Genomic DNA, 25,683 nt, shown 5'->3' on the forward strand with positions numbered 1-25,683 from the left:
GAAAAGGGCGGCCCTAAACTTTGACTGTTATTTGCGGTACTCGTTCATGCGCCACACAATGGCGGACATCTGACCGCGGGTCAGGGTATTGCTGGGCCGGAAGGTGCTGGTACCGTTGGAGAAGTAGCCCTCCACAATGCCGGCGGCGTTCAGCGCCTGGACGTACACATCAGAGGTGTCCGTAAAGGGCTTCACGCTGGAGAGGTTGCTGGTGCTCAGCTTCAAGGCGCCGGCGGCCAGCTGGGCCACCTGCAGGCGGGTGATGGGCGCGGAGAGGTTCACGTTGCTGCGGGTGACGATGCCGTCCGCCTGGGCCTTGGACAGATAACCGCTGAACACGTTCGTGCCGGTGGGGGCCTGCTCGGAATAGCCCGCGGCCAGCATGATGAGCTTCAGCGCCGCGCCGTAAGTGACGGTGCTGTTGGGTTTGAAGCTGCCGTCGGTGTAGCCGGAGATGACGTTCTGGTCAGTCAGCTCCATGACGTACTTGTAGCACCAGGTGGAGCTGTTCACGTCCTTGAGGGTCTTGCGGTTGTTCAGCACACCCAGGGAGAAAGAGCCGGTGGCCAGGGCGTTTCCGTTGGCGTCCAGGGCCACGTAGGGGATCTCCACGGAGCCAGTGTAGCTGGCGGTGGGCACAAAGCGCAGCAGGCTCATCTGATTGGCGCCGGAGGCGTAGGTGTACATGGTGCGGGTGTCTGCTCGGTCCGTGCCGGTGCCGATATACACGGTGCCGGTGGTGGCGGCGGGCAGCTCCAGCAGCTGGATGCCGCTGAGAGCGGAGCCGGTGGCGCTGAGCACCGCGCTGTAAATGGAGCTGGCGGGGAAGCTCACCGCGGTGTTCTTGGGCGTGACACCGTAGACCTCAGACACCGCGGCGCGGCTGACGCTGATGAGAATGCTGCCGGTGACGCTGACGCCGCTGGTGCCGTAGGCGGTGAAGGGGATGCTGGCGCAGTAGCTGGTGCCGCTGGGCACGTAGGTCAGCTCCGTCAGAGCGTACTGGCTGGTGGAGGTGGGGCTGAGGTAGAAGCTCTGGCCGGCGTAGTTGGCGGAGGTGATCTGGGTGCGGCTGGTGGTGCCGTAGCTGCTGGCATTGTAGTAGTTGTAGTACAGGCTGCCGGCAGCGGGGACGCCGTTGAGGGTCACGTACTGGAGATTATAGGTGGGATAGGACTTGCGGAAATACCGGGCGATGTCGTTGGCGTTGATCTGGACATTGGTGCCGGTGATGGTGGCGTAGCGGATGCCGCCGGTGTAGCTGGAGGTGACGGCGGCGGCGCCGTCGGCCTTGATGACCACGGAGCCCTCCACGTACTCGTCGTCCCGCTCGCCGTAAGCGGTGAAGTTGAGGGTGATGGAGCCTTTGAAGCTGGAATTTGCCACAAAGGTCAGCTCATCCAGGTAGTAATCCTTTTTGCCCATGTCGTTCTTGTTGTAGAAGAACCGGGTGCCGCTCAGCTCGCTGCGGCTGAAGGAGGTCTGGTCGTTGGTGCCGTAGTCGCAGTACAGCGTGCCGTTGCTGAAGGCGGTGGAGCTGGGCCGCTCGAAGGACACGTAGCTGACGGTGCTGTTGTACTTCTTGCGGAAGTAGGTGTTGAAGTCGGTGCGCTTGAAGTCCACGGACTTGCCGGGAATCACCGTATAGGTGACGTCGCCGTCGCTGCCGCTCTCCGTAGAGCGGACGGCCACCGTGCCGCTGACGGAGCGGCCCCTGGTGCCGTAGGCGGTGAAGTCCAGGATCACCGTGTCCTTAAAGCTGTTGTTGGCCGCAAAGGTCAGATTGCCGATGCCGTAGTCCTTGCTGCCGGGGCTGTAGTAGAACTTGAAGTCGTCCAGATTGCTGCGGGTAAAGGACTTGGCGGAGTTGGTGCCGTAGTTGTGGTGCAGCGCGCCCTGGGAGAAGGCGTCGGAGTCGGGCTGGTCAAACTCCACATAGTCGAAGTCGTCGGAGGCATTGTCCTCGTAGTAGTTGCAGAAGTCCTTGGCCTTGAACTCCACGGTCTTGCCCGGGGCCACGTCGTAGTTGATGTCGCCGCCGCCGGCCACGCCGTCGCCGATGTTGATCACCAGGGTGCAGTTTTCATAGTCGCTGTTGCCGGTGTCGTAGTAGGCCTTGAAGGGAATGGAGATGCTGTCGCCCTCCTTGGCGTTGCTGTCCGCCTTGAAGGCCAGCAGATCCAGGTCGTAGTCGCCGTATCTGCGGGTATCGAAGTAAAATTTAGTGCCGTTGAGGGTGCTGCGGGTAAAGGTCTTGCTCCCCACCAGAAGCTGGCCCCGGAAGCTGTCATAGCTGCTGGGGGCGGAGAACACCACGTGGGTGATGTCGGTGCGATTGTCGCCGAAGACCTTCTGGAAGGCGTCGTTGAAGTCCTTGGCGTTAAAGGTCTCCTGGCGGCCGGGCCTCACGTTGTAGGTCACGTCGCCCTTGGCGGTGCCGGTGATGGTGATCTCCACCGTGCCGGAGACATTGTTCCCGCTGCCGTAAGCCACAAAGGAGAGCTTCAGGGTTCCGCTCTTGGCGTTGCTGTCCGCCTTGAAGGCGGTGGAATCCAGGGGGTAATCCCCGTCCTTGGAGTTGCTGTAATAGAACTCGTCGTCGGAGAGGTTGCGCTGGGTGAAGGTACGGGAGCCGTTGGTCACCGCGCCGAAGTCGCTGTAATCGCTGGGGGCGGAGAACACCACATAGGAGAGGTTGGTGTCGCTTCCCGCCGCGGCCCGGTAGACATTGCGGAAATCGGTGGCGCTGAACGTCTTGGACCGGCCCGCCGCCACGGTGTACTCGATCTTGTTGGAGGTAGTAGTGCCGCCGATGGTGATGGTGCCGGAGATGGAGTTGCTCCTTGTGGCGTCATAGGCGGTATAGCCCAGGGAGTACCCACTGGCGGTGCCGGCCTTAAAAGTCATGGAGAGGAATCCGGTGTACTGATAGTCCGAATTCGTCACCACGGCGCGGCTCTGGGCGCTGTCGGAATACAGGGTGCCGTAGGTGCTGCTGGGCAGGGAGGAAAACCGCACATAGACGGGGGTCATGCCGTAGGAACTGGTGCAGCGGGTGTTGATCTGGTTCCAAAGGAGGCCGCCGATGTTGGTGGTGGCGGAAACCGAGGCAGCGGCGGCGGTGGCGGACACGCTGTAAATGGCATAGTAGTCCGTCGCTTTGGTTATGGCCTGGGTGGCCGGGCTGGCTATGGAGGTGGCGCTGGTCCAGAGGGTGTTTCCGGGATTGGAGGTGACCCAGCCCTTGAAGACATAGCCGGTGCCCTTGGTGGGAGGGCTGGGGACGGTGGGATAGCCGTTTTGGGCAACGGTCTGAGTGCTGACAACAGTGCTGCCGTTGTAGAAACGGACGGTAAAGGTATTGGCCGCCTTCACAACACCGCAAATACAGGTTGTATTGTTATTCAGCGTATAGCTGTGGGCGGATTCATCCATCCGGGTCTGACAGATGCTGCAAATATGCCAGTGCATGGTGTCGTTTTTCTGCCAACTGCCGGGGGTGTGGACATGGCTGACAGTGGCACCGCATCCAATGCGGTCGCATTTGCCGTCTCCGTTTGCGTCTGTATGACCCAAAGCTTTGATGGCCTCTGTTTTGCCGACTTTGCGACATACGGCGCAGGTATAAGTTCTGGAACCATCATTGGTACAAGTGGCGGGGACCTCAGTAATGCTGGAATTATTGTAGGTGTGCTCAGCGAGCGGCAGGGGCTCTGTTTGGGGAGTACCGCAAGTCTCGCATACGCGCGTACGCTCACCTTTTTCGGTACAGGTCGCTTCTTTATTTGTCGTCCAATTGCCATACTTGTGCCCCAACGCATTGATTGGCCGGGTCTGCGTCTCATTGCAGCGAGAGCAGATTGCGGATTGAGAACCGGGGGTAGTACAATTCGCTTCTGTATCTGTTGTCCAGGAACCTATTTGATGGCCTAGAGACGGAAGAGATTCTGTTGTTGTTTCTGAGCAGTTAGAGACAGTACAGGTTCCGGTCCGCACACCGGCCTCTGTACAGGTTGCCTCTTTGGTAGTTGCCCAACTAAAGGAATGGGTATGTCCTTCCGGAGAGGTATTTTCGTCGTTTGGCTCATCCGCCAACGCCGCAGGCATCAAACTGACGATCATCACCAGCGTCAAAAGAAACGCCGGTATACGTTTTTTCCATAATCCATTCATAAAGAATCCCTCCATAAAATGTCGGATCGCGGGTACTTACAGGTTACATAATATACCTCTCTAAAAGATAGCTGAAACCGCCCTTAAAATCATGAACAAATTATGAACAACCTGCAACATTTTCGTATCAGATCGGTAACAATCTGGTGAAAACCGTCAGGCCCCAGCGGGTCCCGCCCCGTCGGAGCCTGGCCTGGTAAATATTTCAATTTCTCGGCGCAGGCAAAAATCGGTGATGGTTGGGAGGTGCGGAGGCAATCGGGGGAACGGGCCGGGTCAGAGCCCGGCCCCTACAGGGTGTTCCGCAGGAAGTGCAGGGGGAGTTGGGGGGGATGGCCCGGTCAGGGGACCGGGCCCCACAAGTCTTCTGCGAAAGTGCTGGAGATTGAGAGAAGATGACCAGCAGAGGGCTGCTGGCCCCGCAGTTCTGCTGCAAGAAGGCCGGTAGAATAGGGCACCATCTCACATGGACCCAGCCAGGCGCGAAGCGCGGGAAGAGAAGAACATCCCTGCGTCCACGCATCAAGCCTGCTGACCGCCTTCAATTAAAGCGAAACACTCCCGCGAGCGCCAAAAAGTCTTTTTCTCTTTTGGACCGTGCACGGCCCGTTTTCTCTTTTTCTGCGCGCAGAAAAAGAGAAAATGGGGGGTGCATCTGCCCAGCCATCATCATGGCAAAAATCCCCCCGCCCGCAAGGGCGAGCAAAACCTCCCCCTCTCGAAAAGGTTTCCCTTTACAAATAAATCTTCCTCCTATATAATACTATGGCTAATGAAATTGGAAGAAACGGAGAAACGCTATGGCTTTGATCGAATACGACGCCTATAAACAAAAACTCCGGGACCTGCGCCCCGAGCTGGACAAGCTCTCCGCCGCCCTGGACATCGACAGCGCCCGACAGGAGGCCGCGCGGCTGGAGGACGAGACCGCCCAGGACGGCTTCTGGAACGACCTGGAGCGCTCCCAGAAGGTGCAGCAGCGCCTCAAGCAGCTCCAGAACAAGGTCACAAAGCAGGAAAAGCTCCTCACTGCCTGGGAGGACCTGACCGCCCTTTGCGAAATGGGCCAGGAGGCCGAGGACGAGGAGATCCTGGAGGAGCTCAAGGGAGAGTGCGCCGCCCTGGAGCGCCAGGTGGAGGAGACCCGCATGACCACCCTCCTCTCCGGGGAGTACGATAACTCCAACGCCATTTTGCAGTTCCACGCCGGCGCCGGCGGCACCGAGGCCCAGGACTGGGCCCAGATGCTCTACCGCATGTACACCCGCTGGGTGGAGCGCCACGGCTTCACCTACAAAATTCTGGACTACGAGGACGGCGACGAGGCGGGCATCAAGTCCGCCGCCATCTCCATCGAGGGTGAGAACGCCTACGGCCTTTTGAAGAGCGAAAACGGCGTCCACCGCCTGGTGCGGGTCTCCCCCTTTGACGCCAACGCCCGCCGCCAGACCTCCTTCGCCGCCGTGGAGGTCATGCCGGAGATCGAGAACGACGAGACCATCGAGATCCGGGAGGAGGACATCGAGATGCAGGTCTACCGGGCCAGCGGCGCCGGCGGCCAGCACGTCAACAAGACCTCCTCCGCCGTGCGGCTGATCCACAAGCCCACGGGCATTGTGGTCGCCAGCCAGCAGGAGCGGAGCCAGTTCCAGAACAAGGACAACTGCATGAAGATGCTCCGGGCAAAGCTCCTGGAGCTGAAAGCCCAGCAGCACGCGGAGAAGATTTCCGACATCAAGGGCGTGCAGATGAAGATCGAGTGGGGCAGCCAGATCCGCTCCTATGTGTTCATGCCTTACCAGATGGTAAAGGATACCCGCACAGGCTATGAGACCGGCGGCATCGACGCCGTGATGGACGGGGACCTGGACGGATTTTTGAATGCCTATCTGACTCAGCTGGCAACCGGGGAGCTGAAAAAGTAATCCTGATGCCGGATGGTTGAGGGGGGATGGCCCGCACCCCTGTGCGGGCCATCCCTCCCCATCTTCCCAATCTTTCCATTTCCTACATTCCCCCCATTCCCCCAAGCTTCCACGGTACAGCCCCCCTCTCGAGCCTTTAATAGGCGCGGCTGAAAGAGCCGCGTCCTTTTTCAGTGAACCCCTGTGTATACAGAAAGGACTGCAAAGATGAAAAATAACCCTCAGCAATCAACCCAAGAGAATAAGATGGGCGTGATGCCCATCGGTCCGCTGCTGGCCGGCATGGCGGTGCCTATGATGATCTCCATGCTGGTCCAGGCCCTCTATAATGTGGTGGACAGCATTTTCGTGGCCCGGCTGAGCCAGGACGCCCTGAACGCCGTCTCTCTGGCATTCCCTCTGCAAAACCTGATGATCGCCGTGGGCGGCGGCACTGGTGTGGGCATGAACGCCCTTCTCTCCCGCTCCCTGGGGGAGAAGGACCAGGACCAGGCCGACCGGGCCGCCAATACCGGTATCTTTATCTTTTTCCTCAGCGCCATCATCTTCGGCGTCTGCGGTGTCCTGCTGGCCCGCCCCTTTTTCCTGGCCCAGACGGACATCGCCTCCATTGTGGACTACGGCACGGACTACGCCCGCATCTGCCTGGGGCTGTCCATCGGTATTTTCAGCCAGTTCTGCTTTGAGCGGCTGCTCCAGTCCACGGGGCGGACGGTATTCTCCATGGTTACACAGCTGATCGGCGCAGTAATCAACATCGTCATGGACCCCATTTTGATCTTCGGCCTCTTTGGCTTTCCCCGCATGGAGGTGGCAGGAGCCGCCGCCGCCACGGTGCTGGGCCAGATCGTCGCCGCCTGCATCGGCCTTATCATCAATTTGCGGTACAACAAGGACATCCATATCCGCGTCAAGGACATCCGCCCGGACCGGGCCATCGTCCGGGAGATCTACCGGGTGGGAGTGCCCTCTATCGTGATGCAGTCCATCGGCTCCATCATGGTCTTTGGCATGAACAAGATCCTGATGGGCTTCACCGACACCGCCACTGCCGTCTTCGGAGCCTATTTCAAGCTCCAGAGCTTCATTTTCATGCCCGTGTTCGGCCTGAACAACGGCATGGTGCCCATCATCTCCTACAACTACGGCGCCGCCCGGCTGGACCGGGTGAAGCGGACCTTCCAGCTCACCGCCGTCACCGCCACGGTAATCATGTGCCTGGGCTGCGCGGCCTTTAACCTGATCCCGGAGACCCTGCTGGGCTTTTTCAGCCCCTCGGCAGAGATGCTGGACATTGGCACGGTGGCCCTGCGGGTCATCAGCTACTCCTTCTTGCTGGCGGGCTTCGACATCATCGCCGGCTCCGTCTGCCAGGCCATCGGAAACCCGATATATACGCTGATCTGCTCCGTCTGCCGCCAGCTGGTGGCGCTGCTGCCGGCGGCGTGGCTTCTGGCCCGGACGGGGGTGCTGGATCTGGTGTGGTTCTGCTTCCCCATCTCGGAGGTGGTCTCCCTGGTGCTGAGCATCATCTTCCTGCGGCGCACCATGCGGCGGGTGGAGGCGCAGATCGGAACGGCGGACTGAAAATCTCCCCAAGTCAGCGGCCCGCGGAGTCGTGTCCCGATTCGGACAGAAATTCGACTGTTCTATATTGACTGAATAAAAGCGCCGTCTCCGGCTGGAGACGGCGCTTTTATTCACTCGTCCGTGCGGACGCCGCGGCGAATGCCCCCGATGTCGTAGGGCGTGGTCTGATACACGCAGTAGTTCAGCCAGTTGCCGTAGAGCAGGTGGGCGCAGGAGCGCCAGCGGACCAGAGGCTCCCGCCCTGGATCATCCTCCGGGAAATAGTGCTTTGGGAGGCGGATGTCCACCCCGGCGGCCACGTCCCGCAGGTACTCTTTTTTCAGGGTGTCCCTGTCGTACTCCGCATGGCCCATGAGGAACACCTGCCGTCCCTGGGCCGTCTTGACGGCGTAGACCCCCGCCTCCGGGGAGCTGGACAGAATTTTCAGCTCCGGGACGGCCTCAATGTCCTCCCGGTCCACAGTGGTATTTCGGGAGTGAGGAACCCAGAAGGTGTCGTCAAAGCCCCGGAAAAGAATGAAATTGGGGTCCTCCAGGGTGTGCCGGAAGACGCCGAAGAGCTTGCAGTCCAGCTGCCGCTTGGGGATTCCGTAGTGGTAGTACAGCCCCGCCTGGGCGCCCCAGCAGATGTGGAGGGTGGAGTGGACATGGCTCTTGCTCCACTCCATGATCTCGCACAGCTCCGGCCAGTAGTCCACCTCCTCAAAGGGCAGGTGCTCCACCGGCGCGCCGGTGATGACCAGGCCGTCAAAGGTCCGCTCCCGCACCTCCGCGAAGGTCTTGTAGAAGGACAGCATGTGCTCCTGGGAGGTGTTTCGGGAGATGTGTCCCGCCGGGGCGATGAGCTCCAGGTCGATCTGGAGGGGCGTGTTGCCCAGCACCCGGGCCAGCTGGGTCTCCGTGTCCGCTTTGGTGGGCATCAGGTTCAAAAGGAGGATCTGTAACGGCCGGATGTCCTGGGTAATGGCCCGGGTCTCCGTCATGACGAAGATGTTCTCCTCCGTCAGGGTCTTGGTGGCGGGGAGACGGTTTGGAATTTTAATGGGCATCAGTTCACCGCCTCCAGCGCCTGCCGGATGTCGTCGATCAAATCCTCTCCGCTCTCCAGGCCGCAGGAAATGCGGATCAGGCCCGCGGGGACGCCGGCGGCGGCGAGCTGCTCGTCGGTCATCTGCCGGTGGGTGGAGGAAGCGGGGTTGAGACAGCAGGTCCGGGCGTCGGCCACGTGGGTCTCGATGGCCGCCAGCTTCAAATGGCGCATGAAGATCCCGGCGGCCTCCCGCCCGCCCTTCAATTCAAAGGACACTACGCCGCAGGAGCCGCGGGGCAGGTACTTCTTTGCAAGAGCGTGGTATTTGTCTCCGGGCAGTCCGCAGTAGCTGACGCTGGCCACCTTGGGGTGCGCCGCCAGAAACTCCGCCACGGCCTGGCCGTTCTCGCAGTGCCTCTGCATCCGCACATGGAGGCTCTCCAGCCCCAGATTCAGATAGAAAGCGCTCTGGGGGGAGGGGGTGCACCCCAGGTCCCGCATGAGCTGGGCGGTGCACTTGGTGATGAAGGCCCCCTCTCTGCCGAATTTCTCGGCGTAGGTGATGCCGTGGTAGCTCTCATCCGGGGTGCAGAGGCCGGGGAACTTGTCCGCGTGGGCCATCCAGTCGAATCTGCCGGAGTCCACAATGGCCCCGCCCACGGCGGTCCCGTGGCCGTCCATGTATTTGGTGGTGGAGTGGGTGACGATGTCCGCGCCCCAGTCAAAGGGGCGGCAGCCCACGGGGGTGGCGAAGGTGTTGTCCACAATGAGGGGCACGCCGTGGGCGTGGGCGGCGGCGGCGAACTTTTCGATGTCCAGCACCGTCAGGGCGGGGTTGGCGATGGTCTCGCCGAAGACGGCCTTGGTGTTGGGCCGGAAGGCCGCCTCCAGCTCTTCCGCTGTGCAGTCCGGGGAGACGAAGGTGGCCTCCACGCCCATCCTGGCCATGGTGACGGAGATGAGATTGAAGGTTCCGCCGTAGATGCTGGAGGAGGAGACAATGTGGTCCCCGCAGGAGGCCAGGTTAAAAAGGGCGAAGAAGTTGGCCGCCTGACCGGAGGAGGTGAGCATGGCGGCGGCGCCTCCCTCCAGGGCGGCGATCTTGGCGGCCACATAGTCGCAGGTGGGGTTCTGGAGGCGGGAGTAGAAATAGCCGCTGCTCTCCAGGTCAAAGAGTTTGCCCATTTCCTCGGAGGTGGCGTATTTGAAGGTGGTGGACTGGATGATGGGAATCTGCCGGGGCTCGCCGCTGCCGGGGGTGTAGCCCCCCTGGACACAGATGGTTTCGGGACGGTAATTGCTCATGGCTGTTGCTCCTTTCCGGTATGCACGGGACGAAAAAGCGGCTCTCGTCCCAAAGAAGTTCTTTGAGACGAAAGCCGCTGCTTCCGCGGTACCACTCAAATTGCGCCGGCCTCGCGGCCGGACGCCCCTCACGGGGCCCAACAGCCCCTCCGCCCTAACGCGGCGGACACGGGACGCCCTACCTTATCGAACGTCCGGCTCAGGAGCCATAGGCGCTGGGGACCGTTCCCGCCGGCTCGCACCGTCCGCCGGTTCTCTGAGGGTTCGCATCCCCGTCCCTCTCCGTCATCGCTTTGAAGAATATTATAAAAAGCGGCGGCGGATTTGTCAACCGCGGATTTTTGCCCTTTAGGCCCTGTTTGATAAACGGCACAATGCGCAGCGGCGAGAGATTTTTTCCGAGACAAGATTTTGCCGTGCGGCCGCTGCCTGCCTGACTGGGACAGGAATTTGAGAGACTGAACGCGGGCGGCGCAGATCTGATCGAGAAATTACCCCAGCGCCACGTCCAGCACCATCATAATGAGAAACCCCGTCACAAACCCGCAGGTGCCTGCCCGGCTGTGGGCCTGGGGCACCAGCTCCTCCACCACCACGTACAGCATGGCTCCCGCCGCAAAGCTCAAAAGCCAGGGCATCAGCGGCTGGGCCCAAGCCGCCGCCAGCACCACCAGGACGCCGAACAGCGGCTCCACGATCCCGGACATCATGCCGCCCCAGAAGGCCCGGAAGCGGCTGCGGCCCTCCTGCCGCAGGGGCAGGGCGATGGCTGCTCCCTCGGGAAAGTTCTGGATGCCGATGCCCATGGCCAGGGCCGCCGCCCCCGCGAAGTTCTCCCCCTGGGACGCGAGGGCGAAGGCCAGCCCCACCGCCATGCCCTCTGGCACGTTATGTAGCGTGATGGCGGTCATCAGAAGCGTGTTTTGCCGCCAGGCGTCGTCGGTCAGCTCCCGGTTTCGCCGCAGATGGGGCAGCATGGCGTCCAGAGCCGCCAGGAACACCACCCCCAGCAGCATCCCGGCGGCCGCCGGAAGCCAGCCGGGGAACCGCCCGTCCCCCTCCGCCTGGTCGATGGCGGGCAGCAGCAGGCTCCACACGGAGGCCGCTGTCATCACCCCGGCGGCAAAGCCCAGCATGGCCCGCTGAAACCGGGGCTTCGGCTCCCCGGAGAGGAAAAACACCGTGGCGGCGCCCAGGGTGGTCATCAAAAAGGTGAACCCGGTGCCCAAAGCCGCCCATTGTAAAGATTGCAGCATAGCGTATCTCCGCCTTTGATTCAGGTTCGGGCGGAACACCGCCCGTATGCCAGTATAGGCGGCGGCAGAGGAATCGGTGACAGGGTTGACGGCGGCGGGGCAATATGGTATTCTGATTCCGGCCTGTCCCGCGGGACAGAGCAACCGAGAGAAGGAGCTGTGCCCCATGAAGCGCAAACACTTGGAGCGTGTGGTCTGACCGGGAGGTCAGGACACATTTCGCGCAAAACCTGCCTCCCATAGGATTGCATCAATTCTATCAGGAGGAATCACCCCATGAACCGGGAGAACAAGAGAAAGACATTCCAAAAAGGCTATTACAAGACCCATCCCTGCGGCGATGCCTTCACCTGCAAGGCCTGCGGCTGGCCCGTGGGCCCCGAGGGGGCCGGAAGCGGACACCGCAACCACTGCCCCAACTGCCTCACCAGTCTGCATTTGGACATCGAGCCCGGAGACCGGGCGGCGGACTGCGGCGGGCTGATGGAGCCGGTGGCGGTCTGGGTCCGGAAGGGCGGGGAGTGGGCGGTCATCCACCGCTGCAAACGGTGCGGAGCGCTGTCTTCCAACCGTGTGGCGGCGGACGACAATCCCATGAAGCTGCTGTCCATTGCGGCGCGGCCCATGGCCGCTCCCCCGTTTCCCATTGAGCACCTGCATAAACTGGCGGGTCTTGCCGGAAGTGAAATATTGGAATAAGCCGGAGGGCGGGACATCGAAAGATGTCCCGCCCTTTCCACGTCATTGGAGCACCGGACTGTCCGTCCCGTCCCCCAGGTCCCGGGGCCCCTCCCCATAGGGGCTCACATACCCCGGCGGGCACAGGTTTTTTTCGCTCCAGCGCAGCATGGCCTCCAGCACCGGCATAAAGCCCTCTCCCAGCTCCGTCAGGGTGTACTCCACCCGCGGCGGCACCTCCGGGTAGACCTGCCGGCAGAGGAAGCCGTCCGCCTCCAGCTCCCGCAGCTGCTTTGTCAGGGTGGACTGGGTGACGCCGTCCAGGCGGCGCAGCAGCTGGCCGAACCGCTGGACCTTGTAAAAGGCCACGTACCACAAAATCAAAATCTTCCACTTGCCGGAGAGAACGGACTGCAGCCGGCTCATGGGGACGCAGCGGGCCAGGGCCTCCGGACCGCTGAATTTGTTTTCCGACACGGAACGCGCCTCCTTTGCGCTTGGATTGGAGACCAGTATACCATCCCGGCGGCCTGCGGAAAAGGCTTTGGTACGAAAAAAGACAGTATCGCCGAAAAAAGACCGTACTTGCGAACCCCCCTCTTCCCTGTTACATTGCAGGGGAAAGGAGCGATGAACATGCACTACACGGGAACCATCTGGCGGCCGCCCTACGAGGCCGGCTCCCTCCTGCTGGAGGTGACGGCGGGCTGTACCTGGCACCGCTGCAAATTCTGCACCCTCTACGACGATCTGCCCTTCCGCTTCCGGATGACGCCGCCGCAGACGGTGGAGGCGGACCTGCGGGAGGCCCAGATGACGGCCCACGACCCCATGGGGAAGCTGGCCGCCCTGCTCCAGGGCCTGCCGGAGCCCGGCGGGGTCCGCCGGGTCTTTCTCACCGGGGCCAATTCCTTCGCCCTGTCCTTCGACCGGCTGAAACACATCGCGGGCCTGATCGGGCAGTATCTCCCCGCCTGCGGGACCATCGGCTGCTTCGCCCGGGTGACGGACGCGGGCAGAAAGACGGAGGAAGAACTGCGCGCCCTCCGGGAGCTGGGCTATACGGGGCTCAGCATCGGCGTGGAAACGGGCCACGGCCCCTCTCTCCGCTTTATGGACAAGGGGTACGAACCGGAGGACATCGTGGAGCAGTGCCGCCGCCTGGACGGCGCCGGAATCGACTACTGCTTCATGTATCTGGCGGGCCTCCCCGGGGCGGGACACGGCGCCGAGGGGGCCGCCGCCTCGGCGGCGGTTTTCAACCGGACCCACCCCAAAATCATCGGCTCCTCCATGCTCACCGTCTTCCCGGAGTCCCGGCTGTACAGGGAGATGCAGGCGGGAAGCTGGTCGGAGGAGAGCGAGGTGGAGAAGCTGGAGGAGGTCCGGACCCTGGTGGAGCGGCTGGAGATCCCCGTGTGGTTCGCCACGCTGGGGGCCTCCAACGCCGTGGTGGTCCAGGGGGACCTGCCAAAAGACCGCGCCGCCCTGCTGGCCAAGCTGGACGAGGCCGGGGACCCCGCCCGAGAGCAGGCCCTGCGGCAATACCGAAAAAGCCTTCCCCACCTGTGAGATCTACTTGCTCTGGGCCCGCAGCACCTCCGTTATGCGCTGGGCAAGAATCCGGCCCGCCAGGGCCGCCTCCTCCGGGGCGTTTCCGGCGGCCCCCACCTCCACCAGCAGCGACCCGGTGGTGGCGTGCTGGTTGTACCGGGAGTTGCGCAGCAGCAGCGGCCGCATCAGCGTGGGGTACTCCGCCAATATATCCTGCTGGAGGGCCACCGCCAGCCGCAGGTTCTCCATCCAGTCCGGGTGCATCAGGCCGCTGCCGTCGCTGCCCACTACCAGCGTCATCTGGGCGGAGGTGCCCAGGCCCTCGACGGGGGAGACCACCTTGTACTGGTTGCCCTGGCCGTCCTCAATGGCGTCCCGGTGGACATCCAGGATGAAGCGGATGGAGGGATACTGGGCCAGATAGCTCTGAATGGCCGACAGGGACCGGTCATAGGCCCCGGAGTAGGAGGGATAGTCGTACAGCGTCCGGTCATGGAGGACAGAGATCCCCGCCTCGCCGAACACCGCCGCCATCTCGTCCCCCACCTTCACCACGTTGTAGCGGGTGTCCGTGGTGCGGTAGTCGCCAGACCAGACCACCTCCGTCCCCGGGGCGGGGGTGTAGGCCTCGCTGCCGTGGGTGTGGATGATTAAAATCTGGGGCTCCTCGTCGGTAAGAGTTGCCGCGAAGGGCTCCCCCAACGCCGTGAGGGGAATCTCATAGTCCGTGGAATTGCTGATGTAGCAGCGCCCAAAGACGGTGTAGCCGCTGGGGTCGTTGGGCACCAGGGTCCGGGCGGGAACGCCGTTGTCCTCCGCCGCGGCGGGGGATGGAACGTCCAGGGGCGTCTCCTCCACCGGGGTAGGGGCGGCCTCCTCTGTCTCCTCGTCCGCCGCCGCGGGGGGCGCCGTTTCCGCGCTCTGCCACAGCTCCGCCACCTCCGCCCGGGCGGACAGCAGCAGCGGCGCCTGGCTGATGGCCAGCACGGCGGCGGGAGACAGCTGGTCCTGCGGCCACAGGTCCCCCAGCTCCCAGCGCAGCGCCCCCATTGGCAGAGCTTCCCGCAGGGCCGAGAGGGCCGCGGCGGCGGTGTCGCTGCCGGCTGTGACCGCCGCCGCCCACAGCACCGCCGCCCCCACGACTCCTGCCTCCAGCCGCCGGAGGAGTCCGGCAGGGAGGATGGGCTTTTTTCTCATGTGCATCACCTCTGGGACAACCTATGCGGCGGCGGCGGAAAATAGAATCACGGCAATCAGGCGTCCCTGGACGGAAACTGAAGGATTCTCCTCACGAACATGAAATAGAGGGAAAAATAAATCGCGTAGACTGCCAGCATGAAAATTGTAACCGGCCAATATGTGCGGCAGATGCCGTGAACTCTTTCAAGCGCGGCGAAAAACGGGCCGTCCTCCAGGAGGAAATAGGCCGCCATAATCAAAAAAGGTGCCGCAACCCAGCTTCCAGTCACAATGCAGCCCCGAAAAAACCGGGTCTGCCCAAAGGAACCGGACTCCTCTTCAAGCGCCTGCAGCCAGTGCTCCCATGCCATGAATTGTTGGGGCGGCTGTGCATTGGGCTGCAGCAGAGCGTTGATTTTATCCTCCAGAAGTCTGGTGTAGCATCCAAAACGGGTCCGCCGGTAGATCAGATCAATCCACAAAAGCCCCATGAACATCGCAAGGCACGGCAGGACGACGAAGGCGAAGAACACGCTTGTTTTCTCGGGCACTTCGCTGAAAAGAGCAGCCGCGGCGCCGGCAGCTGCAGCCAATGTGGAAAATGTAATCGTCACAAGCTGTATTTGATGGGTGTCGTCATGCTGCGCCTCCTCCCGCAGAGAGGAGTACTCTGTCAGCAGAGCCTGCAAGGCCTCTTTTGGCAAATCCCTCTCCGCATGCCTGTCCGGCGGGAGCCGGGGGTCTTTTCGAAATAAAAACATAAACATAGGCATCCCTCCCGAAAGTCGATTATAGACAATTCCTGGAGAAAACACAATACGCCGGACAGGCCGGGAGCGTCCGGCCGCGCCTTTTATTATCCGCCATTTGGTCTTGCGGTTTTGCAGGGGCGGGCTCTGCATAAAATCTTTGGTGAAAGCGCCTCTGACAAGTGCATCCCCGGAGCACCGTCCGGCGCGTTCGGCACAATGTAAAAGGCCGCGCCTGTCGGCGCGGCCTTTTACATTGTCTTCGCATCTGTCTCTGCCGCCAGGTCCGCCGCAGTCAGCGTCCCGGCGGCGTCCAGCAGGGCCGTGCGGAAGCTGCCGGGACCCCGTCCCCCGGCCCGCTCCTCCGCCCGGCGGGCGCAGGTCTTCCAGAAGGCGGAGGCCAGCAGGGCCGCGGCCATGGGCGCTGGCTCCACGGCGGCGAACACGCCGCACAGGGCCGACAGCATACATCCCGTCCCGGTAACAGACGTCATCCGCGGGCTCCCGCCGAAGACCTGTTGGACGCTCTCCCCGTCGGCGACAAGGTCCTCCGGCCCGGTGAGCAGCACCGCGGCCCGGTACCGCCTCGCCAGCGCCAGGGCGGCGTCTGCCCGCTCCTCCAGGGAGGCGGGAGCGGGACTGTCCACCCCCGCCTCCCCGCCTCCGCCTCCGGTCAGGGCCCGGGCCTCTCCCAGGTTCACCCGGAGGATGGAGACAGGAAAGCTCTCCAGCAGCGCCCCCACCCGCTCCAGCCGCCAGGGGCTGGCCCCAACGCCCACCGGGTCCAGGACCACGGGCCGGCCCAGACGGGCCGCCTCCTTCCCGCACAAAAGGCAGGTGCGGAACCGGGCCTCGTCCGGCGTGCCGGTGTTCAGCACCACGGCGGCGCTGGCGGCGGTGATGTCCGCCGCCTCCTCCGGCGCGTGGGCCATGATGGGGCCGGCCCCCGCCGCCAGCACCAGATTGGCGCAGTCGTTGGCGGAGACGATGTTGCTGACGCAGTGGATCAGGGGCCTGCGGGCCCGAATCCGGTCCAGACAGGTGAAGTCCGGCATGGGGTTCCCTCCCTTAAAAATGGATCTCCCGGGGATGGCCCGGTCGGGGGACCGGGCTCAGCGGAAATTGCCGCGGTCAGTGCTCCAGAGCGCCACGCATGGTGCCCAGGGCCCCGCTCCTTTGCAGGGCGAACACCAGTGCCCCCGCCAGAATAGAGCCCCCCACGGTGGAGACCAGGAAGGGCACCACATAGGCGTAAAAGGCCACGGTGCCGGCGTCCACGCCCATGAAGGCCACGGCGATGGGGTAGGACAGGAGGCCGCCGATGATGCCGGTGCCAAAGACCTCCGCCGCCAGGGTCAGCCAGAGATTTTTGGACTTCTTCCAGGCCAGGCCGCACAGCAGCGCGCCGCACATGCTGCCCGGAAAGGCCAGCAGGCTTCCCAGGCCCAGGAGGTTGCGCAAAAGACTGGCCGCGAAGGCGGCCCCCAGGCCGTACCAGGGCCCCAGGAACACGGCGCAGAGGACGTTGACCATGTGCTGTACCGGGGCGCACTTGCTGCCGAACACGGGGAAGGAGAACATACTGCCCACTATTGCCACGGCGCACAGCACGCCGGCCAAGGCCAGCTTTTTCGTAGATTTCGGAGAACAGTATTTGGTGACGATCATAAAAAACAACTCCTTTACAGATCGGATTTCAAAAAGACCTCTCTGCCGTGCCAGGGGCGCGGCAGGGCTCTTTTTGTCTCTTTTTCCGCTTCGGGAAAAAGACGGGCAGGGAGAAAACAGCGGCGGGGACAGCGTTTTCCCCTTGCAGGGCAAGGCTGCGGACGGTTCTTCCGCCCGCTGGAAAATTCGGTCGGGGCTTGCTGGCCCCCTCTCACGCCGGAACACGGCTTCCCATCGCTGTCAAATGGCCCGGGCCCAGGGCGCTCCCCCTCGGCCCGCTCCCGGTGAACCGGGATGCCTGTTATGTACCTCTCCCCACGCTCCTCTCTGTCAAGGAAATCAAAAACAGGCGGACTCCCATGTGGGAATCCGCCTGGAGCTTCCATGAAAACTTCCTACGGTGGCATTACCCACATCAGGTAAAAGGGTCGAAGCGGCGCTTCCTCTCAGCCTTTCGGCTCCCCTGTTTTTCATGGTCATTATGGCATTTTTCGCCGGGGCTGTCAAGAGGCTTTTCCGCCCTTTTTCTTTCCCGGCCACACGAGGCTGACGCCGGAGAGCAGAAGATAGACCCCAAAGGGCTTTCGCAGCAGCTCCACATCCAGGGCCGTGGCGGCCCAGGCCCCCGCCAGAGCCAGGATCACCGCCGGGGGGACGGCGGCTTTCAGGGTGGGCTTGTCCAAGTAGCCGTTTTTCCAGTGGCACACCAGGGCGCTGACGGCGGTGGGCAGAAAGAACAGCAGGTTGATCCCCTGGGCCGTCCGCTGGTCCACGCCCAAAAAGAGGGTCATCACCAGCAGCAAAAGCGTCCCGCCGCCCACGCCCCAGGCGGAGATCACGCTGGCCCCCAGGCCGCAGAGGAAGGGAAAAATCCAGTCCGTCACAGCAGATATTTCACCCCCGCGTAGAAGAGGAAGGCGGCGAAGAGCCACTTGAGGAACTTGGTGGAGATTTTGCCGTAGAGCTTTCCGCCGAAGAAACCGCCGATGAGTCCCCCGGCCAGATACGGCAGAGCGGTCATGACGGACACACCGCCCCGCAGGAGATACACCGCCGCCGACACCAGGCACACGGGAAAGATGACCCCCACGCAGGTGGCGTAGAGCTTGCGCTGCTCCAGTCCGCCCCAGCGGGAGAGGATGGGGAGAAACACCATCCCCCCGCCGCCGCCGAAAAGCCCGTTGGCGGCCCCAGCCGCCCCGCCGGCAGCGGCGGCGGCCCAGCTGTTTTTCCTCAAAGCAATCCCTCCCCATCGTATGTACCCCCGCTCCCGAGTGGACGGACGGCCCGCCGGGCCGCCCGCCCGCAGGAAGGGGATTCAGGGGAAACCCAGGTTTCCCCGCTTGCTCTGCCTGCGGCAGAGCAAGGTTTTTCAATCATGTTCGGCAGGGCGTGTACCTGTCGAACATACATTGACCCAGCCGCCCGGGGCGGCGTCCGCCAGTCCGCAGACTGGCGAGGGAGAATCTAAAGGGGGAGACGCAGTCCCCTCTTTATTTCAGCTTGAAGCTCTGGCAGTCGGTGCACTCCACCATGGTGGGGTTGGTCTCATGGGTGCCCACCTGGATGGTGTTCAGGCCGCAGTACTGGGTGTCCTGGCAGTGATGGGCGCAGTTATTGACGGTGCACTTGATGCTCTGGTTGGGGGTGCAGGCGCAGCCGCCGTTGGTGCAGTCTCTGGTCATGGTCCATTCCTCCCGATGTGTTTTATTGGAACACTGAACAAAAGCTCCGCCCGCGGTGCGGGACGGAGCCTTGTTCCGTCTGACCGCGCGCCGTGTTTTCGATTCAGTGGCGTTAGTGTGCGCGGGCGGCGGAGAAACTATGTATTGCTTTTTCTGGCAGAGAATCTTTCACAGGCCGGCGTGTCTGTTTTCCGGGCTTTCAGCTGCGGATGTCCGCAGCGGCCTTCGTAAATGGGCACAAATTTGGAGCGCCGGTCTTTTACATAGTGCTGGACAAAGTGTCTGCAGTTTTCGCAGGTTTGGTTTGGCATATGAACACCTCTAGTCTATAAAAAATTCGAAATTGCAGATCGTTGAGAGCCGGGGCCGCGAGGAATGTGCTTTTTCATGCGGGTATATGTTATAAATATATATTTCTTTGGAATTCAAGTAGAAAATATGATATAAGGACGGTGATAAAATGGACAAACTTGTTTTGGGCGAAAAGGCAAAACGAAAAAAAGGAGAAGATGGATACCGTACATTTTCCATCCGCGTCCGTGAAGAGACTGTGGAAAAGCTGGACTCCATCGCCAAAGAAACCGGCCGGACCAGAAATGAGTTGATTGGAATATTTTTGAAATTTGCGGCAGACAACTGTATCATAAAGAAGGAAGAGGAGGCGCCGTAAGGCGCCTCCTCTTCCTTCTTTCTCATTATTTTTGGGAACTGCTCCAGGCCTTGTTTGAAAAAAGGCCTAGTGTGCGCGGGCGGTGATTAGTCGGGAGGATTTCGGGGCCTGGAAAAATATAGACAGCCGCGAGACCGAAAATGCCGGAGCTCAAACGGCGAAAGTCCGCAGCGGCCGTCAGGGGTGCTGAAAAACGTATGATTCAGCCTCATATAGTAACGAATATAGTGCTCGCAATTGCGGCAAATCATTTTTTGTCAATATTAAAATAATCCATAATGCTCATTATAACAGACATCATATAGATGTCAATATGAATTCTAATTGAATTGATATAATATTGACATCATTATGATTGAGGTATTGCTGTGGGAAATTATTATACCCCGTTTTCCTTGCGTGTCTCGGAGGACGTTATTGCGAAAATGAAATGGATCGGCAAAATCCATCACCGTTCCGCCACAAAAGAGATGGAGGTGGCTTTGGAACAGTATATCGCCGCTTATGAAAAAGAGCATGGAACGATCAAAATAGAGGAGGAGCCGTAAGGCTCCTCCTCTGAAGCTGGGAATTTTCTGACTTAACAGCAGAAAATCTCAATTTATTTTTTAGCGTGTCTTTCAGAATTACCGCGAGATGAAAGCTCTGACACCGGGACTACCGCATCATCTCCAGAACATCCCGGATCTTTCCAAACAAAATGGAGCTTCTACCACGCTCAAAGGAACCCGTATCAGGGTTAAAGTCCTCAAAGCTGGCCAAATACCGTGCCCACACCAGCGCGTTTCCGCCGCTTGAGGAGAAGCAACTGTCAAAATGCTGATAATTTCTTGCCGGTGTAATTTTTCCCATAGGCTCAGCAAAGTCCACTGGGATCAGGTCCAGCCCCCCCATCTGAGGGCCGACCGAGACATACTGAGCGTCTTCCCGGCGCAGAACGCCCCAGTCGCAGAGTTGATCGACGAAGGCACGATAGTCCTCATAGGTCATATCGTTGGGCTCGAATTTCTCCGAGAGCTGGCTGATCTGCTCCTTTGTCAGCTGAACGGCAGTCCCATTCTTTTTTACATCCTCCATGAAAGCGCGCAGATTCTCCTTGTCTTGGGCCGCCTTCTCAGGGAACAGGCTTTCCAGACTACATGCCCCCTTCTTGGGCACCAGATAGGCCATTTTGTGGACACCGGATGGCTTTACCCAAAATCGATCCAGGATGCTAGATGTAACCATAAAAAAACCTCCTAAACATAGCGGTTATTAGGCCTTGATAAGCGAAAAAATTTCTCGCCGCTGAGCCTTCCGCCATTTATTAAACAAGGCCTGGCCGTTCTCCAGTGAAGAACCCATTGAAGTCAAAATACTATTTATTTCCAATTTCGTGCGTTTTTGTTTTACTGCATCAGACCACTCCTTTCGCGTCCCTGACGGGACGGGTTCTCCGGTTTCCAGGCCTGCTCAATATATAGTGTCTGAAAATCGCCAAAACCGGACAAAACCTTTGAAAATTTTTTGTGCTTCTTGAATAGGCCATGTTTGAAAGATGTCAAAACGCCCAAGCGACGGATCTTTTTCCGCCGCTTTGCGTTGATTTTCCTTGCCATACGCAGAGTATGCCGGCGTCAAATCGCCTTGATCGGCAAAAAAATCTCTCGTCGCTGCGCATTTTGCCATTTATCAAACATGGCCTAATACTCAGACTGCCGGAAACGTCCGGCGGGATTTTTCCAACAGTCCAAGAGGAGGAGCCTTACGGCTCCTCCTCTCCCTTCTTTTCATACCGCCGGGGAAGGCGTCAGCCCTTTTCCCACTCGGCCAGCTTCCGCTCCAGGTCCTCCCTGGGGATAAACCCCACGGAGACGCCTTTCAGCTGCCCGCCCTCAAAATACGCCAGGGTGGGGATGCTGCTCACGCCGTAGGACATGGCCAGGTCCTGGGCCTCGTCCACGTTCACCTTCACCATCTTCACCTTCCCCTCGTACGCCTCCGCCAGCTCGTGGACCACCGGGGCCATCATCTGGCAGGGGCCGCACCAAACGGCGTAAAAATCCACCAGCACGGGGAGGTCGGACTGCAAAACCTCCTGCTCAAAGTTCTTTCCGTTTACTTCTCTCATGTTCATTCTCCTTTTTTTCGTAGGATTTGTAGTAGAGCATACAGTGGCAAAAGCCCTCGAAATTGGGGTCCGCCACCTGCTCCCGGAACTCCCGGCACATGCACTTGGTGGCCTCCGTCCGCTCCAGCCGGCAGGGGCAGTAGCCCCCCGTGCGCTCCAGGCCCTCCCGCACGCTCCTGACCACCTCGGCGTCCGGGTTTAGGGAGATCGCCGCTTTCATTCAAAACACCGCCCTTTCTTTTTGACATCCCTAGTATATCAAAAAGAGGGGGCGGTGTATGTAACCGGGTCACATTATTCAAAAAGTTTTCTCAGCTTCTCCGGGTCCCTCAGCTCCACCAGGCCCCTGCCCAGAGAGACCGCGCCCTCCTCCGCCAGATATTTCAGCACCCTGGAGACTACCTCCCGGGCGCTGCCGATGTTCCGGGCAATCTCGTCCTGGGTCATCCGCAGCGTACGCTGGCCCTTGCCCGCCGTCTCCTCCCACAGGAAGATGGCCACCCGGCGGTCAGCCCCCATGAACAAAATCTGCTGCATCATCCACATCACCTCGGAAAACCGCTCCGTGGCCTGGCGGTACATATAGAGGCCCACATACGGGTTGCTCTCCATGATGGGCCGCAGCACGCCGGCGGGGATCACAACGGCCTCTGCGGCCTCCGCCGCCTCAATCACAAGGTCGAACTGGATGGCGTCCAGCAGGCAGGAGGCCGCCAGCACGCAGGGCTCCCCCTGGCGGATGCGGAACAGCGTCACCTCCCGCCCCTCCTCGGAGACAATGTACACCCGCAGAAGCCCGGAGAGCACCAGTACCGCCCCCGTACAGCCCATGTCCGAGCGATGGACGCACTCCCCCTTCCGATAGGACACCAGCGCCGCGCTCTGCAAGAGCTCCGCCCGCTCCTCCGCCGACAGCCGCTCCCAAAAGGGATAGGCATCTGAAAGCAGCTTTTCCTTCATGTTTCGCTCCTCCTGTCAACCAAAGCGCCGTCCGCCCCGCCGGGTCAGGGACTGTTGGCCTTGTAGGCCTCGCCCCAGTCCTGCATGGCGTCCAGCACAGGCTTTAAGCTGCGCCCCAGCTCCGTCAGGGCGTACTCCACCCGGGGCGGCACCTCCGGATAGACCGTCCGGGTCAGCAGGCCGCAGTCCTCCATCTGCCGGAGCTGGGACGTCAGCACCTTCTGGCTCACGCCGCCGATGGATTTTTTCAGCTCCCCGAACCGCTTGGTCCCCGGCATCAGGTCCCGGATAATGAGCACCTTCCACTTGTCGCCGATCAGCGTCAGCGTGGTCTCCACCGGGCAGGCTGGCAGTGTCATAATCTCTCCTCCGTCTCCTGGTTTCCAAATTGCCGTACCGCCCTATTTTACCGTACCGGCCGGGCCGGGGTCAAGGCGGAGAGAAAAAATTTTCCCGCCTCCGTCCCCGGCCCGCAAAGGCTTGCAGGCATTCAATGGTCACCCACCGGTAACCGCTCAATCGTTACCGCGGGGTAACTATGCCACAAAATTGTGCGTACTTTTCAAAGGCGTTTCACCGCTGTATGATGCAGACACAGGAGCGGGGAACACCCCCGCCGCAAACGACACATCTACGGAGGTATACATTATGAACAAGAGGACATTCACCACCGTCCGGCTGAGCCAGGGCGAGATGCGCATCTATAACTTCGGCGGCATGAAGCTCCACGCCTACCAGACCGGCGACCCCCTCGGCGACGAGGTGTTTCTTGTAGAGAAGGCGGGGCGGTTCGTCGTCATCGAGTCCCCCTGCTTTGTCAGCAGCGTCGCCGCGCTGAACGCCTACCTGGAGGGCCGGGACGTGGCCGGCGTGCTGATCGCCTATCACGGCGCCGGCGCCTCCTTCCTGCCGGACGCCCCCAAGTACGCCACCGCCAACGCCGCGGAGTACGCCCGCCAGGGCGGCGGAAAAGCCCTGATCGACCAGTTTGCCGCCGCCTTCGGCAGCGCGTTTGACAGCTCCGTCCACACCGTCACCCACACCCTTGCCGAGGGCGAGACGGCCATCGGCGGCATCCGCTTCGTCATCCGCCGGACGGCGGAGGCCTATGATGTGGAGATTCCCGAGATCAACGCGGTCTACACCCACATGCTGGGCCACGACTGCCACTCCATTGTGGCCGGGGCGGACTGCGCCGACGCCATGATCGCCCAGCTGCGGGGCTATATCCAGGCCGGGCGCAGCTTGATCCTCACCTCCCACTACACCCCGGAGGACCTGAAGGACGCCGAGACCAAAATCGGCTACCTGGAGCAGCTGAAGGCCATCGCCGCCTCCTGCCAAGACGGCGCGTCCTTCAAGGCCGCGGTCCGGGAGCGGTATCCGGCCTACGGCGGGGAGAACTACCTGGACATGACCGCCGGATTTTTCTTCAGCTGATTTTGCACAGGGGTCCTCCCCCGGACCCGACGGGGGAGGACCCGCGATAGGAGGGACTGAAATGGACCGCTTGACGGCCATCCGCAATTTGAACGATATGCTGCTGGCGGAGATGCCGGAGTACCGCCTCCAGGCGGGTGGCTTCCCCCCGGACGACGCCGCCCAGCGCCGGCTGCTCCGCAGTCTGATGAACGTCCGGCCGCCCATGCCGCTGCGGAGGGACTTTCTGGCCCTCCAGGACGCTCTGCTGTCGGAGGAGCGGGAGGCCCGGGGCGCGGTGGAGGCGGACAGCCTGCCTGTCACCGCCGGAAACCCCAGGCTGGCCCTGTGGCGGGGGGACATCACCCGCCTCCGGGCGGACGCCGTCGTGGACGCGGACAACTCCGCTTTGCTTGGCTGCTTCTGCCCCTGCCACGGCTGCGTCGACAACGCCATCCACTCGGCGGCGGGCCTCCAGCTCCGGGATGAGTGCGGCCGGATCATGCGGGCCCAGGGCCATCCGGAGCCCGCCGGACAGGCCAAGCTGACCGGGGGATACAACCTCCCCGCCCGGTATGTCCTCCACACTGTGGGACCCGTTGTCCAGGGCCGTGTCACCCGCCGGGACAGGGAGGAACTGGCGTCCTGCTACCGCTCGTGCCTGCGTCTGGCGGCGGAGCACGGGCTGGAGAGCGTGGCGTTTTGCTGTATCTCCACCGGGGAGTTTCACTTCCCCAATCAGGAGGCCGCCGGGATCGCCGTGGAGACTGTCACGGAGTTTCTCCGGGGGAACTCGGTTATCAGGAAGGTGATTTTCAATGTTTTCACAGATACGGACGAGGCGGTCTACCGCCGCGCCCTCGGACCAGACCGGCCGCCTGAGAGCGGCGCTTGACGGAGCGGAGGCCGTGGCAGTCGGCGCGGGGGCGGGCTTGTCCGCCTCGGCGGGGCTCGCCTACTCCGGGAAACGGTTTAAGGCGCATTTCAAAGACTTCGCCGAAAAATACGGCATTGAGGATATGTACTCCGGAGGCTTCTACCCCTTTGCCTCGCCGGAGGAGTACTGGGCGTGGTGGAGCCGCCACATCATGGTGAACCGCTACGCGCGCGCCCCCGGGCCGGCGTATGGGGATCTGCTGAAGCTGCTGGAGGGCAGGGACTATTTTATCCTCACCACCAATGTGGACCATCAATTTCAGCTGGCGGGGTTTGACAAGGAGAGGCTCTTTTACACCCAGGGGGACTACGGCCTGTTCCAATGCTCCGGCCCCTGCTGCCAGGAGACCTGGGACAACGAGGGCGCCGTGCGCAGAATGTGGGCGGAGCAGCGGGACATGCGGGTCCCAGCGGAGCTGATTCCCCGCTGTCCCAGATGCGGCAGGCCTGCGGCCATGAACCTGCGGGCGGACGACGCCTTTGTGCAGGACGGAGGCTGGTTCGCCGCCGCCCGGCGGTATGAGGACTTTTTGCGCCGCCATCGCCGGGGCGCCGTTTTGTACCTGGAGCTCGGCGTGGGGATGAATACTCCGGGGATTATCAAATACGCCTTCTGGCAGCAAGCCGCCCGGAACCCGGAGGCGGTCTACGCCTGCGTCAATCTGGGGCAGAGCTTTTGTCCCGCCGAAATCGCGGGGCGCTCTGTCTGCCTGGACGGCGACATAGGCCGGGTTCTGGCGGCTCTGCGCGGCGGGGCGGACGCCTGTGAACCTTGACGTTGGCAGTCAGGGCATTT

General features: G+C 61.5%; 28 protein-coding genes and 1 riboswitch. Of the genes, 9 read left to right on the forward strand and 19 right to left on the reverse strand.

Annotated elements, in window-relative coordinates; genetic code table 11:
- Nucleotides 1-27 precede the first annotated feature (27 nt).
- Together C816_RS11045 and C816_RS24905 are read right to left on the reverse strand one after the other, a co-directional pair.
- The gene (locus tag C816_RS11045; protein ID WP_040655451.1) at nt 28-3,576 is read right to left on the reverse strand and encodes an S-layer homology domain-containing protein; all 3,549 of its coding nucleotides are present in this window, start codon (nt 3,574-3,576) and stop codon (nt 28-30) included.
- Nucleotides 3,577-4,714: 1,138 nt separating this feature from the next.
- Nucleotides 4,715-4,879 (reverse strand): hypothetical protein, encoded by a 165-nt coding sequence (locus C816_RS24905; protein WP_196803636.1) that lies wholly within the window; start codon nt 4,877-4,879, stop codon nt 4,715-4,717.
- 94 nt (nt 4,880-4,973) lie between these two features.
- On the opposite strand from C816_RS24905, the gene prfB reads away from it, so the two are divergent.
- Nucleotides 4,974-6,098, forward strand: a complete 1,125-nt coding sequence (gene prfB, locus C816_RS11050; RefSeq protein WP_016322470.1) for a peptide chain release factor 2 — start codon at nt 4,974-4,976, stop codon at nt 6,096-6,098.
- 207 nt (nt 6,099-6,305) lie between these two features.
- On the forward strand, nt 6,306-7,685 hold the full coding sequence (locus C816_RS11055; RefSeq protein ID WP_016322471.1) for an MATE family efflux transporter: 1,380 nt from the start codon (nt 6,306-6,308) through the stop codon (nt 7,683-7,685).
- 113 nt (nt 7,686-7,798) lie between these two features.
- Here C816_RS11055 and metA read toward each other — a convergent pair whose 3' ends face one another.
- From metA to C816_RS11070, 3 genes are all read right to left on the reverse strand, one after another.
- The gene (metA, locus tag C816_RS11060) at nt 7,799-8,737 is read right to left on the reverse strand and encodes a homoserine O-acetyltransferase MetA (protein ID WP_016322472.1); all 939 of its coding nucleotides are present in this window, start codon (nt 8,735-8,737) and stop codon (nt 7,799-7,801) included.
- Nucleotides 8,737-10,023 (reverse strand): O-acetylhomoserine aminocarboxypropyltransferase/cysteine synthase family protein, encoded by a 1,287-nt coding sequence (locus C816_RS11065; RefSeq protein WP_016322473.1) that lies wholly within the window; start codon nt 10,021-10,023, stop codon nt 8,737-8,739. Before C816_RS11065 ends, metA begins: the two co-directional genes overlap by 1 nt.
- 491 nt (nt 10,024-10,514) lie before the next feature.
- Entirely contained in the window at nt 10,515-11,279 is a 765-nt protein-coding gene (locus tag C816_RS11070; RefSeq protein ID WP_016322474.1) for a ZIP family metal transporter, read from the reverse strand.
- Nucleotides 11,280-11,555: 276 nt separating this feature from the next.
- Between C816_RS11070 and C816_RS11075 the strand changes: the two genes are divergently transcribed.
- Complete coding sequence (locus tag C816_RS11075) at nt 11,556-11,978, forward strand: RNHCP domain-containing protein (RefSeq protein ID WP_016322475.1); 423 nt, start codon at nt 11,556-11,558, stop codon at nt 11,976-11,978.
- A 42-nt stretch (nt 11,979-12,020) separates the two neighbouring features.
- Here the strand turns inward: C816_RS11075 and C816_RS11080 are convergent, their stop codons facing one another.
- Nucleotides 12,021-12,434, reverse strand: coding sequence for a winged helix-turn-helix transcriptional regulator (locus tag C816_RS11080; protein WP_016322476.1), 414 nt, complete (start codon nt 12,432-12,434; stop codon nt 12,021-12,023).
- A 159-nt stretch (nt 12,435-12,593) separates the two neighbouring features.
- Between C816_RS11080 and C816_RS11085 the strand changes: the two genes are divergently transcribed.
- Nucleotides 12,594-13,529, forward strand: a complete 936-nt coding sequence (locus tag C816_RS11085) for a radical SAM protein (protein WP_016322477.1) — start codon at nt 12,594-12,596, stop codon at nt 13,527-13,529.
- Between the two features lie 3 nt (nt 13,530-13,532).
- On the opposite strand, the gene spoIIP is transcribed toward C816_RS11085, so the two are convergent.
- From spoIIP to C816_RS11120, 7 genes are all read right to left on the reverse strand, one after another.
- A complete protein-coding gene (gene spoIIP, locus C816_RS11090; protein ID WP_016322478.1) occupies nt 13,533-14,708 on the reverse strand; it encodes a stage II sporulation protein P in 1,176 nt (391 codons plus the stop codon).
- A gap of 56 nt (nt 14,709-14,764) precedes the next feature.
- Nucleotides 14,765-15,457, reverse strand: coding sequence for a hypothetical protein (locus C816_RS11095; protein ID WP_016322479.1), 693 nt, complete (start codon nt 15,455-15,457; stop codon nt 14,765-14,767).
- 233 nt (nt 15,458-15,690) lie between these two features.
- The gene (thiM, locus tag C816_RS11100) at nt 15,691-16,494 is read right to left on the reverse strand and encodes a hydroxyethylthiazole kinase (protein WP_016322480.1); all 804 of its coding nucleotides are present in this window, start codon (nt 16,492-16,494) and stop codon (nt 15,691-15,693) included.
- Between the two features lie 76 nt (nt 16,495-16,570).
- On the reverse strand, nt 16,571-17,107 hold the full coding sequence (gene thiW, locus C816_RS11105; RefSeq protein WP_016322481.1) for an energy coupling factor transporter S component ThiW: 537 nt from the start codon (nt 17,105-17,107) through the stop codon (nt 16,571-16,573).
- A gap of 375 nt (nt 17,108-17,482) precedes the next feature.
- Nucleotides 17,483-17,582: riboswitch (TPP riboswitch) on the reverse strand.
- Nucleotides 17,583-17,610: 28 nt separating this feature from the next.
- Complete coding sequence (locus tag C816_RS24910; protein WP_016322482.1) at nt 17,611-17,991, reverse strand: sulfite exporter TauE/SafE family protein; 381 nt, start codon at nt 17,989-17,991, stop codon at nt 17,611-17,613.
- Nucleotides 17,988-18,344, reverse strand: a complete 357-nt coding sequence (locus C816_RS24915; RefSeq protein ID WP_016322483.1) for a sulfite exporter TauE/SafE family protein — start codon at nt 18,342-18,344, stop codon at nt 17,988-17,990. The genes C816_RS24910 and C816_RS24915 overlap by 4 nt, the downstream gene beginning before the upstream one ends.
- A 256-nt stretch (nt 18,345-18,600) precedes the next feature.
- Nucleotides 18,601-18,792: a DUF1540 domain-containing protein gene (locus C816_RS11120; RefSeq protein ID WP_016322484.1), complete on the reverse strand. Its 192-nt coding sequence runs from the start codon at nt 18,790-18,792 to the stop codon at nt 18,601-18,603.
- Between the two features lie 460 nt (nt 18,793-19,252).
- Here C816_RS11120 and C816_RS11125 point away from each other — a divergent pair, with 460 nt between their 5' ends.
- Nucleotides 19,253-19,462, forward strand: coding sequence for a ribbon-helix-helix protein, CopG family (locus C816_RS11125; RefSeq protein ID WP_016322486.1), 210 nt, complete (start codon nt 19,253-19,255; stop codon nt 19,460-19,462).
- 425 nt (nt 19,463-19,887) lie between these two features.
- The gene (locus C816_RS25340; RefSeq protein ID WP_256378407.1) at nt 19,888-20,010 is read left to right on the forward strand and encodes a hypothetical protein; all 123 of its coding nucleotides are present in this window, start codon (nt 19,888-19,890) and stop codon (nt 20,008-20,010) included.
- Between the two features lie 109 nt (nt 20,011-20,119).
- On the opposite strand, the gene C816_RS11135 is transcribed toward C816_RS25340, so the two are convergent.
- The 6 genes from C816_RS11135 to C816_RS11160 all read right to left on the reverse strand — a co-directional run bounded on the left by C816_RS11135 (nt 20,120) and on the right by C816_RS11160 (nt 22,891).
- Nucleotides 20,120-20,689 (reverse strand): hypothetical protein, encoded by a 570-nt coding sequence (locus C816_RS11135; RefSeq protein ID WP_016322488.1) that lies wholly within the window; start codon nt 20,687-20,689, stop codon nt 20,120-20,122.
- Nucleotides 20,690-20,914: 225 nt separating this feature from the next.
- Nucleotides 20,915-21,130, reverse strand: coding sequence for a hypothetical protein (locus C816_RS11140; protein WP_155978995.1), 216 nt, complete (start codon nt 21,128-21,130; stop codon nt 20,915-20,917).
- Between the two features lie 121 nt (nt 21,131-21,251).
- Nucleotides 21,252-21,572 carry a thioredoxin gene (gene trxA, locus C816_RS11145; protein WP_016322489.1) on the reverse strand — a complete coding sequence of 107 codons (321 nt, stop codon included), beginning with the start codon at nt 21,570-21,572 and terminating at the stop codon, nt 21,252-21,254.
- Nucleotides 21,544-21,792, reverse strand: coding sequence for a ferredoxin-thioredoxin reductase catalytic domain-containing protein (locus C816_RS11150; RefSeq protein WP_016322490.1), 249 nt, complete (start codon nt 21,790-21,792; stop codon nt 21,544-21,546). The genes trxA and C816_RS11150 overlap by 29 nt, the downstream gene beginning before the upstream one ends.
- 74 nt (nt 21,793-21,866) lie before the next feature.
- A complete protein-coding gene (locus tag C816_RS11155; RefSeq protein WP_016322491.1) occupies nt 21,867-22,532 on the reverse strand; it encodes a Crp/Fnr family transcriptional regulator in 666 nt (221 codons plus the stop codon).
- A 44-nt stretch (nt 22,533-22,576) separates the two neighbouring features.
- Nucleotides 22,577-22,891 (reverse strand): winged helix-turn-helix transcriptional regulator, encoded by a 315-nt coding sequence (locus C816_RS11160; RefSeq protein WP_016322492.1) that lies wholly within the window; start codon nt 22,889-22,891, stop codon nt 22,577-22,579.
- 289 nt (nt 22,892-23,180) lie between these two features.
- Here C816_RS11160 and C816_RS11165 point away from each other — a divergent pair, with 289 nt between their 5' ends.
- The 3 genes from C816_RS11165 (at nt 23,181) to C816_RS11175 (ending at nt 25,663) form a co-directional block, all read left to right on the forward strand.
- On the forward strand, nt 23,181-23,972 hold the full coding sequence (locus C816_RS11165) for a hypothetical protein (protein WP_016322493.1): 792 nt from the start codon (nt 23,181-23,183) through the stop codon (nt 23,970-23,972).
- A 61-nt stretch (nt 23,973-24,033) separates the two neighbouring features.
- Complete coding sequence (locus C816_RS11170) at nt 24,034-24,846, forward strand: protein-ADP-ribose hydrolase (protein WP_016322494.1); 813 nt, start codon at nt 24,034-24,036, stop codon at nt 24,844-24,846.
- Nucleotides 24,770-25,663, forward strand: a complete 894-nt coding sequence (locus C816_RS11175; protein ID WP_040655461.1) for an SIR2 family NAD-dependent protein deacylase — start codon at nt 24,770-24,772, stop codon at nt 25,661-25,663. The genes C816_RS11170 and C816_RS11175 overlap by 77 nt, the downstream gene beginning before the upstream one ends.
- Nucleotides 25,664-25,683 lie beyond the last annotated feature (20 nt).

This window comes from Oscillibacter sp. 1-3 (assembly GCF_000403435.2).
Taxonomy (GTDB): Bacteria; Bacillota; Clostridia; order Oscillospirales; family Oscillospiraceae; genus Oscillibacter.

Coding starts and splice junctions, on each gene's coding strand:
- prfB (WP_016322470.1), top strand. CDS start 4,974: ATGGCTTTGATCGAATACGACGCCTATAAACAAAAACTCCGGGACCTG.
- C816_RS11055 (WP_016322471.1), top strand. CDS start 6,306: ATGAAAAATAACCCTCAGCAATCAACCCAAGAGAATAAGATGGGCGTG.
- metA (WP_016322472.1), bottom strand. CDS start 8,737: ATGCCCATTAAAATTCCAAACCGTCTCCCCGCCACCAAGACCCTGACG.
- C816_RS11065 (WP_016322473.1), bottom strand. CDS start 10,023: ATGAGCAATTACCGTCCCGAAACCATCTGTGTCCAGGGGGGCTACACC.
- C816_RS11070 (WP_016322474.1), bottom strand. CDS start 11,279: ATGCTGCAATCTTTACAATGGGCGGCTTTGGGCACCGGGTTCACCTTT.
- C816_RS11075 (WP_016322475.1), top strand. CDS start 11,556: ATGAACCGGGAGAACAAGAGAAAGACATTCCAAAAAGGCTATTACAAG.
- C816_RS11085 (WP_016322477.1), top strand. CDS start 12,594: ATGCACTACACGGGAACCATCTGGCGGCCGCCCTACGAGGCCGGCTCC.
- spoIIP (WP_016322478.1), bottom strand. CDS start 14,708: ATGAGAAAAAAGCCCATCCTCCCTGCCGGACTCCTCCGGCGGCTGGAG.
- C816_RS11095 (WP_016322479.1), bottom strand. CDS start 15,457: ATGTTTATGTTTTTATTTCGAAAAGACCCCCGGCTCCCGCCGGACAGG.
- thiM (WP_016322480.1), bottom strand. CDS start 16,494: ATGCCGGACTTCACCTGTCTGGACCGGATTCGGGCCCGCAGGCCCCTG.
- thiW (WP_016322481.1), bottom strand. CDS start 17,107: ATGATCGTCACCAAATACTGTTCTCCGAAATCTACGAAAAAGCTGGCC.
- C816_RS11120 (WP_016322484.1), bottom strand. CDS start 18,792: ATGACCAGAGACTGCACCAACGGCGGCTGCGCCTGCACCCCCAACCAG.
- C816_RS11125 (WP_016322486.1), top strand. CDS start 19,253: ATGGACAAACTTGTTTTGGGCGAAAAGGCAAAACGAAAAAAAGGAGAA.
- C816_RS25340 (WP_256378407.1), top strand. CDS start 19,888: ATGAAATGGATCGGCAAAATCCATCACCGTTCCGCCACAAAAGAGATG.
- C816_RS11135 (WP_016322488.1), bottom strand. CDS start 20,689: ATGGTTACATCTAGCATCCTGGATCGATTTTGGGTAAAGCCATCCGGT.
- C816_RS11140 (WP_155978995.1), bottom strand. CDS start 21,130: ATGGCAAAATGCGCAGCGACGAGAGATTTTTTTGCCGATCAAGGCGAT.
- trxA (WP_016322489.1), bottom strand. CDS start 21,572: ATGAGAGAAGTAAACGGAAAGAACTTTGAGCAGGAGGTTTTGCAGTCC.
- C816_RS11150 (WP_016322490.1), bottom strand. CDS start 21,792: ATGAAAGCGGCGATCTCCCTAAACCCGGACGCCGAGGTGGTCAGGAGC.
- C816_RS11155 (WP_016322491.1), bottom strand. CDS start 22,532: ATGAAGGAAAAGCTGCTTTCAGATGCCTATCCCTTTTGGGAGCGGCTG.
- C816_RS11160 (WP_016322492.1), bottom strand. CDS start 22,891: ATGACACTGCCAGCCTGCCCGGTGGAGACCACGCTGACGCTGATCGGC.
- C816_RS11165 (WP_016322493.1), top strand. CDS start 23,181: ATGAACAAGAGGACATTCACCACCGTCCGGCTGAGCCAGGGCGAGATG.
- C816_RS11170 (WP_016322494.1), top strand. CDS start 24,034: ATGGACCGCTTGACGGCCATCCGCAATTTGAACGATATGCTGCTGGCG.
- C816_RS11175 (WP_040655461.1), top strand. CDS start 24,770: ATGTTTTCACAGATACGGACGAGGCGGTCTACCGCCGCGCCCTCGGAC.